The sequence below is a fragment of the uncultured Apibacter sp. genome (assembly GCF_946479295.1).
GTDB lineage: Bacteria > Bacteroidota > Bacteroidia > Flavobacteriales > Weeksellaceae > Apibacter.
In genome coordinates, this window is sequence record NZ_CAMLFD010000016.1 from 46,224 (window position 1) to 55,233 (window position 9,010).

10 protein-coding genes are annotated in these 9,010 nt (G+C 31.0%); 2 read left to right on the top strand and 8 right to left on the bottom strand.

The features are described 5' to 3' along the window. Nucleotides 1-151: 151 nt before the first annotated feature. From mnmE to lnt, 8 genes are all read right to left on the bottom strand, one after another. Entirely contained in the window at nt 152-1,522 is a 1,371-nt protein-coding gene (gene mnmE / locus Q0T35_RS09375) for a tRNA uridine-5-carboxymethylaminomethyl(34) synthesis GTPase MnmE (RefSeq protein WP_295842758.1), read from the bottom strand. A 20-nt stretch (nt 1,523-1,542) separates the two neighbouring features. Then, complete coding sequence (gene def / locus Q0T35_RS09380) at nt 1,543-2,145, bottom strand: peptide deformylase (RefSeq protein ID WP_295842759.1); 603 nt, start codon at nt 2,143-2,145, stop codon at nt 1,543-1,545. A 16-nt stretch (nt 2,146-2,161) separates the two neighbouring features. Further along, nucleotides 2,162-2,623, bottom strand: coding sequence for a hypothetical protein (locus Q0T35_RS09385; protein WP_293918980.1), 462 nt, complete (start codon nt 2,621-2,623; stop codon nt 2,162-2,164). 21 nt (nt 2,624-2,644) lie between these two features. Beyond that, a complete protein-coding gene (ftsY, locus tag Q0T35_RS09390) occupies nt 2,645-3,601 on the bottom strand; it encodes a signal recognition particle-docking protein FtsY (RefSeq protein ID WP_295842764.1) in 957 nt (318 codons plus the stop codon). Nucleotides 3,602-3,691: 90 nt separating this feature from the next. Then, nucleotides 3,692-3,844 carry a DUF4295 domain-containing protein gene (locus Q0T35_RS09395; RefSeq protein WP_293918982.1) on the bottom strand — a complete coding sequence of 51 codons (153 nt, stop codon included), beginning with the start codon at nt 3,842-3,844 and terminating at the stop codon, nt 3,692-3,694. A gap of 12 nt (nt 3,845-3,856) precedes the next feature. After that, nucleotides 3,857-4,039: a 50S ribosomal protein L33 gene (gene rpmG / locus Q0T35_RS09400; RefSeq protein ID WP_055425117.1), complete on the bottom strand. Its 183-nt coding sequence runs from the start codon at nt 4,037-4,039 to the stop codon at nt 3,857-3,859. Nucleotides 4,040-4,055: 16 nt separating this feature from the next. Beyond that, complete coding sequence (rpmB, locus tag Q0T35_RS09405) at nt 4,056-4,295, bottom strand: 50S ribosomal protein L28 (RefSeq protein WP_293918984.1); 240 nt, start codon at nt 4,293-4,295, stop codon at nt 4,056-4,058. Nucleotides 4,296-4,390: 95 nt separating this feature from the next. Next, on the bottom strand, nt 4,391-6,040 hold the full coding sequence (gene lnt / locus Q0T35_RS09410; protein ID WP_295842766.1) for an apolipoprotein N-acyltransferase: 1,650 nt from the start codon (nt 6,038-6,040) through the stop codon (nt 4,391-4,393). Nucleotides 6,041-6,087: 47 nt separating this feature from the next. Here lnt and Q0T35_RS09415 point away from each other — a divergent pair, with 47 nt between their 5' ends. Both Q0T35_RS09415 and Q0T35_RS09420 read left to right on the top strand, forming a co-directional pair. After that, entirely contained in the window at nt 6,088-6,666 is a 579-nt protein-coding gene (locus Q0T35_RS09415; RefSeq protein WP_293918987.1) for a rhodanese-like domain-containing protein, read from the top strand. A 23-nt stretch (nt 6,667-6,689) separates the two neighbouring features. Further along, complete coding sequence (locus Q0T35_RS09420) at nt 6,690-7,427, top strand: hypothetical protein (RefSeq protein ID WP_295842770.1); 738 nt, start codon at nt 6,690-6,692, stop codon at nt 7,425-7,427. The last annotated feature ends 1,583 nt before the right edge of the window (nt 7,428-9,010 follow it).

Genomic DNA, 9,010 nt, shown 5'->3' on the forward strand with positions numbered 1-9,010 from the left:
GGTATTACCCTCGATAGCCAAAGAACCTTGAATGGTTTTGATACGGTTTATTCGGTGCAATCTCAATTCCTCTTGAGCATAGAAACTGCCGACAGCTTATTATATTTATATTTTCTTTTTATAGCACTTTATTTTCCCTTGTTTTCTTAGTCTATTTACCGATGCAGAACTTACTAAAAATATTTCCGAGAAGCTCGTCGTTAGAAACCTGACCAACAATTTCTCCCAAGGCTTCTAAAGCACGGCGTAAATCAATTGCAACCAGCTCGCTGCTAATTCCAGTTTTTAGGCCTTCTTCACATAATAACAATGATTCGCGGGAACGGATGAGAGCATTAAGATGGCGCACATTGTTTATAATGGTTTGTGAAGCAACTTTTTGAGATTCTATATAAGAATGCATACTTTCCTTAAGTTCTGAAAGATTTGAGTTTTCTTTAGCAGAAATAGTGAGAACAGTATAATTTTGTGAAATATCTTCAGGAATTTCAGAAGTAGTAAAACTGCAGATTGTATCCAATTTAGTCAAACATATAAGTATATGAACATTATCCCGTTGGAATTTATCCAAATCTGATTTTATTTCTTTCCAGTCCAATTGCTGTAAATCTGCCAAATATAAAATAATAGAAGCTTCCTTTGCCTTTTGCAGTGCTTTAGCCACACCAATCGCTTCTATTTGGTCTTCAGTATCCCGCAATCCGGCAGTATCTATAAACCGAAAATGAATTCCATTAATAATCAAGGATTCTTCAATGGTATCTCTAGTGGTTCCAGCAATTTCACTTACAATAGCTCGCTCTTCCTGCAACAAAGCATTTAACAGGGTAGATTTTCCAGCATTTGGTTTTCCTAAAATAGTTACCGGTACTCCATTTTTAAGCGCATTTCCATAGGAAAAAGATTCAATCAAAGGATTAATTACTCCTAAAATTTGATCCATTAACTGTATAAGTTGAGAACGGTCCGCAAATTCTACATCTTCTTCAGAGAAATCCAATTCCAATTCCAACAGAGAGGCTAAATCCAACAATTCTACCCGCAGCTCTTTTAAAAGCGAAGAAAAACCACCTCTCATCTGAGATAGAGCCATATCATGGCTCGCTTTATTTTCGGCTGCAATTAAATCTGCCACTGCTTCAGCCTGGCTCAGGTCTATTCTTCCATTGAGAAAAGCCCGTTGAGTAAATTCTCCGGCAAAAGCTAAACGACAGCCTTTTTTTAATAACAAAGCTAATAGCTGCTGTTCTATGTATTGAGATCCGTGACAGGATATTTCCACCAGGTTTTCAGCTGTAAAAGTTTTAGGAGCTAAAAAAATAGAGACCATCACCTCATCTATAGTTTCATCCTCATCTACAATAAATCCATAATGGACGGTATGTGAAGGCACTTCATTGAGATTTTTACCCTTAAATACCCCATTTACAATCGAAATAGAATCTTTACCCGAAACTCGTATAATTCCCAACGCACCTATTCCATTCGGGGTAGCCAATGCACATATAGTATCTTGAAACATTTTTGTAAAAACTTAAAAAACTAATTAGATTTACACGGTTTATCAATATAAAGCTTTCCTTGAATATGATCATATTCGTGTTGGAATATGGTTCCTGTATAATCTTCAGTACGACTACCTCCTAAAAATTTATGAGTGACTTTTTTCTTGTTTTGGTCAATATATTCAACTTCAATCCATGAATAACGTCGAGAAGCTCCATATTTATCAGGAACCGATAGGCAACCGTCCTTTTGGAAACATATAAATTCCGGAGAATAAGAAATGATACGCGGATTAATCGCTAATTCAACAGTTTTTTCCTCCTTATCTAAACGATAGAATAAAAATACATTACGATTAATGCCTATCTGGGGAGCTGCTATCCCTACTCCATTTTCCTCCAACATAGTAAGATATAATTTTTTTACTAATTGTTCCAAATCTTTATTCTTTTCTATTTTTCTTACATCCTTTGATGGTTTTCTTAATAGAAGCGAATCTTTTTTATCGGATATTTTTAAAACTCTTGCAGGTGAATCGGGATTCGTATATAATATTTTCTTTTCTCTAGAACAAAAAGAACTTTTACATGCTGTAAAAATAATAAACAAAAATAGAAATCCAATTTTATTTATTTTCATAATCATTATTTTACTATTATTTTTCTGTCTTTTTTATGTTGTTTTTAATTTCTATGATGGTGGTAAAAAAACTATTCATTTTTTTAAATGCATTAGAATCCTCAACATTTATCAACAAATATTTCTTTCCGGAACATAAAGAAATAATGTATTTTGTATCTTTCCCATCATGAGGTAAACGGCTTTCTCCACTTTTCAGGGAATCCAACTGCAAAATATCTGCTGATGAATCTAATTTCTCCCATATAGCTGCAGGTGTTTTTTCAAATCCTTCTTCTCTTTTATGAGTGCGCCCTATAAGAGAGGTATACAGGATACTATCTTGAGTCAGTGTAAGAGTCTCTTTAAATCCTAACATTCCTCCATACTTGGAATATTCTATCTTGCAGAGCTTATCGTTTGCCACCGATATAGGTTGTTGCGATTTACATCCATAACAAAAGGCTAAAAAACATAGCAAGTAGATCACTCTTTTCACGATAGTAAGAGAATTTATAGTCTAATTTTTCTTAAAGAAGCTGTCCACGAATTCATACTTATTGAAGGGTTGCAGATCTTCTATTTTTTCACCTACTCCAATATATTTTACTGGTATTTTAAATTGGTCTGATATACCGATTACCACACCTCCTTTTGCTGTACCGTCAAGCTTTGTTACGGCTAAAGCGCTTACTTCGGTTGCAGCCGTAAACTGTTTTGCCTGTTCAAATGCATTTTGTCCTGTAGATCCGTCTAAAACCAAAAGGATTTCATGAGGGGCATCCGGAATTACTTTTTGCATAACCCTTTTAATCTTACTTAGCTCATTCATCAGATTGATTTTATTATGCAATCTTCCCGCTGTATCAATCAATACCACATCTGCGCCTTGAGCTTGGGCCGATTGGACCGTATCAAAGGCTACAGAAGCAGGATCTGAGCCCATGCTTTGCTTTATTATGGGAACACCTACCCTTTCCGACCATATGGTCAACTGATCCACTGCTGCCGCCCTGAAAGTATCCGAGGCTCCCAACACTACTTTTTTGCCTTGCTGTTTAAACTGATACGCTAATTTTCCTATCGTAGTCGTTTTTCCAACCCCATTTACTCCTACTACCATTATTACATACGGTTTTTTCCCTTCCGGAATTTCAAATTCCAAATCTGAATTTTTATTCTCAGCTAATAAACTCATGATTTCTTCTTTAAGAATCTGATCTAATTCCGAAGTATTCATAAATTTATCTCTAGCAGCTCGTTCTTCTATTTTTTTTATTATTTTTAATGTGGTTTCTATTCCTACATCGGAAGAGATCAATACTTCCTCCAAGTCATCAAGCACTTCTTCATCTACCTTGCTTTTTCCTGCAATAGCCCTCCCAATTTTATCAAAAAAAGATCGGTTAGATTTTTCCAATCCTTTATCTAATGTTTCTTTTTTTTCTTTTCCGAAAATTTTTTTAAACCAACTCATAGAGATATATAATATAACAAAAATAAAAAAAAAATCATTCACTTTATTGTGAATGATTTTTTAAAACCTTAAAAACCTATGTTATGAAAACTATTTCTGTTTTAAAAATGTGTCAACGTTATCCGCATTCACAACTTTTTCTTCAAAAACGTAAGCTCCTGTTTTAGGAGATTTTACCATTTTGATCACTTTGGTCATTTTTTTAGATTCTGTACGTAATGTTGCTACAACCTTCTTTGCCATGACTAAAATTTATTATTTAATTTCTTTGTGAATAGTATATTTTTTCAACACCGGATTGAATTTTTTCAATTCGATTCTTTCCGGAGTATTCTTTTTATTCTTAGTTGTTATATAACGAGACACTCCCGGCATTCCACTCTCTTTATGCTCAGTACATTCTAAAATAACCTGTACTCTATTACCTTTCTTTGCCATTTTTTAATTTTAATTTTTAGTAATTGATAAGACCTTGTTTGCGAGCTCTAGCTACAGCTTCTTCAATTCCTATTTTATCTATAATCCTTAAACCATGAGCAGATACTTTTAAAAATATCCAAGTATCTTCTGATGGTAAATAGAATTTTTTCTCCATCAAATTTATTTCAAAACGTCTTTTTGTTTTGTTATTAGCGTGCGACACATTATTACCTACCATTGCACGCTTTCCTGTTATTTGACAAATCCTAGCCATTATCTTAAATCTAAATAATATTCTTTTTCATTGAATCGGGTTGCAAAATAACAAATTATTTTTGACTCTTACAACTTTTTTACTTTTTATTTTTTCTAGTTTACTCTACTTTTTATAGTATTCCTACTTATCTTGGACAAAATAGCTTTAGATATAGCATATGCGATTATAATTCCTGCCAATAGTAAGGCTATTCTGGCAATTACATCTCCATATTTAACATAGATAGTTTGAGATGAAGTAAGGTTAATGTTGCCCTTTAAAGCCCCCTGCTTTCCATATGCCAACTGTTTTACAATATCTCCCCTTTGATTTATAAATACTGAAATTCCGCTATTTGCCGAACGAGCAATATCTCGTCTGGTTTCTATGGCTCTCAAACGCGCATATGCCAATAGCTGCTTATGTCCTTGGGAATTGCTCCACCAAGAATCATTAGTCATAATAAATAATGCATTAGCTCCTCTTTTTACAAATTCTGAGACATATTCTCCGTATATACTTTCATAACAGATAATAGGAGCTATCTTGGATTGATTTTCGGAATTTGTAAAGAGAATAGGCTCGTCTTGAACTCCCAGGCTTTCCATAGATCCTCCAAAATCCAACAAATACTGTCCTACTAACGGTTTTAGTATGCTGGAATAGGGAAAATGCTCCACTCCTACTACCAATTTCGATTTATTATAATATTGAGCGGAATCTTTTAAATTAATCTGTACCGCAGAGTTATACAGATCTACCCATTGATTTTGACCTTTAAGATAACGTGCCGTTGGAGTTTGTTGACGGGGAAAATATTTTGCCAATGATACTCCCGATACAAAGTTCAATTGCGGATAACTTTTTAACCATTCCTTTATATAATTTATATAAGCGTTGTTTTCAATATTGTTAATAAATACAAATCCATTTCCGGGAAATGCTGTTTCCGGGGCAACTACAAATCGGGTGCGAGGAGTAATTTCTTTTTCTACAGTGGTTAATAGATTTTTTAGAATAAGGGCTCCGTCTTTACTATACTTATCGGTATAAGGATCTAGAGCAGGTTGCGCCAATACTACTTCTTCTTTTTCGAATGATTTTTCTTTATATGATTGATACATAAGAAAGGAAATCGCAATAGGTAGTCCTAGTCCAGCTAGTGAATAGCAGAGGGATTTTCCAATATAATTCTTATTATGAGTGACTTGGTAAGCACGAATGTAGTAAAAGAAAATTAGATTGATCAGTAAAACCCATAAGGTTCCTCCAAATGTTCCTGTTATTTCATACCACTGGATTACTTGTGGATAATCGGCAAAGGCATTTCCTAAATTTAACCAAGGCCAGGACATTTCCCAGTTTAAATGAAATTTTTCAAAGCAAATCCATATAGTAGGAAAAAAAAGCATTCCTCCTCTCGTTCCGATTCTTCTTTTCACCAAATGATATAAGGTAAAAATAAGAGACATGAGTAAACTATTCACAAACAGAGGAAAGAAGAAGGCTATCCAGGAATAGGACCCGTCCGGGTTTTGAGAAAAATGAAGCCATTGGGTAGTCGCCCAATTCCATATCAAAAATGACAAGTAGGATAACCCAAAAACTTTCCAACCAGAAAATTTTTCTTTTTTTACAGTAATTTCATGTTCTACCAATAATAGGGGAACAAATGCAAAAAATAGCAAAAAGGGAAATCCATACGTGGGCCAAGATAAAGCGAAAAGCAATCCACTACCTAGTGCCCGAATAAATTTTTTCATATACTTGTAAAAATAGTTAACTTTGAATTCTTAATTGTTTCAAATCTATGAATAAATTATTTTTAATAATGTTATTCTGTTTGATTTTACTTTCCTGTAAAAGTCATACGGCCGGATCCGTAAATAAATATACCACACCTCCTGAAGTCGGAATTTTAATTACTGATTTACCGAGAAACAGTAAACCTCCGGCATCTTCAGCTCCAGCTAAGGTTAAATCAGTATTGTCTTCATTGAAAAAAGATAGTATGGTTACATCTATGGATACAATTTCTTCCTCATTACCCCATACTCAGGAAGAAGAAAACTCAATACAGACTCTTTCTGTACCTTCATTTTCCTGGGAAATTGGAATACGCCAAACACAGATAGTAGATGTAAGAACTTTATTGGAGTATAAAAACGGTCATATTTACGATGCTATTAATATTGGCGTGGATGATCCCAGCTTTGTAAACCAAATACAGAACCTAGATAAAAACAGCCCCATAGCAATCTATTGTAATTCAGGAATTCGCAGTATGTATGCTGCAAAAATTTTAAAGAATTACGGATTTCAAATCATTTATAATTTAGATGGTGGCCTTAACAACTGGCTAAAAAGTGGAAAAGATATTACAAAATAAATTATTTAAAAATTCACGCCAATATGAAATTAATACCCAAAATTTTATGTTTATTATTTTTAACCAAATTACTCATTAGCTGCACTATAACCGAAGAAATTACTTTTAATCAAGAAGGTAGTCTTTCGTATTCTTATTTAATGAATGCAAGATTGGCAAAATTAACGTCTGATTCCTTAAATACAGACTTCTTGTCCAAAGATACTATTTTTTCATTTAATAGTTTTTTTCAGGAAAAAAAAGATAGTATATTAAAATTACCTCTTGAAAAGCGAAAAAATTTGTATGCTCTTAAACCATTTTTTATTAAAGGCTATCGAGATAAAGAAAAAGACGAATACTATGTTCGGATTTACGGAGATTTTGCTAATAGCGATTCGCTAAACTCAGCACTTGCCGCTTTACACTATTTTAACAACCTTTATGAGAACATTTTAACTTTTGACATCCTTAATGATTTCATTTCAAATAGAGATATTGATTTTCTTACTATCTGTTCTTATAATTGGAATGGAAAAGAGTTAATAAAAAAATCTGTTGCTTCAGACAGTATAAAACATGAATACTTTGACCTAAAAGACTTTCCTGGATCTAAGTTTAAAATCAAATATATATTTCCCAGTAAAATAAAAAGAGTTGACAATCCTTTAGCTACTATTTCTAAAGATAGGAAAAGTATTACTATGGAATACGACGATATTGTTAATCCCGAATATACAAATTTAAAAGTTGAGCTAGAAAATATAAACGCCATAAATTAACGTTTTTTTCTATCTTATTTTATAGGAATTAAAATGAATGGTGTATAACTAGGTACCCTCCAAAAGTCGAAAATGTCAATTGCACAAAAGGATTAGCTAATTTTTCCAAATGTTGATAAAAAATTGCAATGTACATGTATGTATAATCTTCTTATAAATATTATAAACTATCTAAGTAACGCTTAAAAAGCATAATAAAAATTATAAGAGCATAAGTATATTTATGCTCTTATTTTTATGCAAAAATTTGATTGAAATGGTTGTAATAAAAACTGACTGATTAGTTGATTAGTCAAAATGTGTAAAAAAAGTAATTAAAAATATAATATCTTATAATTGCTTAAAATGCAGTTTAAACGTAGGAATACAGAGCGATACTCCACAAAAACAGCTAATAATCTATTAGCACATATTTATTGAATGACTGGGAAAATATATGTGTTGTAGTAGAAATATTTTTATTACCTGTTAAAATTAAATATCTTACAAAGATATTTTAATATCTATAATTTTATTATTATTTAAATTTGATATATTGTAAATCAAAATATTGAGTCAAATAAAATAAATCAATATTTTTTTATTATTTTTTATCTAATAAATCTTATCTTGAGAAATATAACATTAAATTCAGTTATTTTTCCATTATAAAAGTATAGTGTCAAATTGTAATTAAGAAAACAAACATTAAATCATATTTTAACATAAAAAAAATAAAGTTTTTTTAATTTTTATTTATCATTTTTTCATTTCTTTTTATTAATCAAATTTCAGTTTCAAGTACGATAATTTCCTCTAACCTATTTATTTTGGTTTCATCGGCTCTTAATTTTTTTGTATTTGCATATTATCAACTAATACAGCAAGAGATAACTTTTCTTTATATTTTTGTTCAATATTATTTTTACCTTTTCCACCTTTCCTATCAACAACCAAATTGGGTTAATATATATATAAGGGTATCTGGTATGATGTTTGCTATTACAACTGAATTTATTGTACTCTTTTTTACTGCTCCCTTCCCCCCTAGTTTATACCTATACTTTTAGTAAATTTTTTAAAGATAATATAAAATAAATATTGCGTATTTAATATAAATTAACTTACCAATTAAATTTCTATCTATTTATTTATATTTAGATTTTATTATAATTATTACTTTTTTAACCATACATAAATAGTTTCTATTAGATCAACAGTAAGAATAAATATTTTTATTGTTTTTTTTAATTTATTGTTCTATTTTAAAAGAGTCAGATCTTTCTATCAATAGTACATTTTCTTGACGTAAAGGTGTTATCTAATTTGATTCATCCTAGTAAGTTTCTATTAAAAATTATATTTATGATAAATATATAATTCCACACAATACTAATTTTTTTTAGCTATAAAAACTGATTACCAAAAAATATTTTATTCAACTCCTCATTTTATCATATTTATTATCCCTTTTAATAAACAATAACGATAATTAAACTTAAAATACACTATTTTTTATTTTTTTTTCTATTTAAAGTCAGCCTAACCTCTTATTCCGAAATACTCTAATTATTTACTCAACTTTTATAAATCATATATTTTAA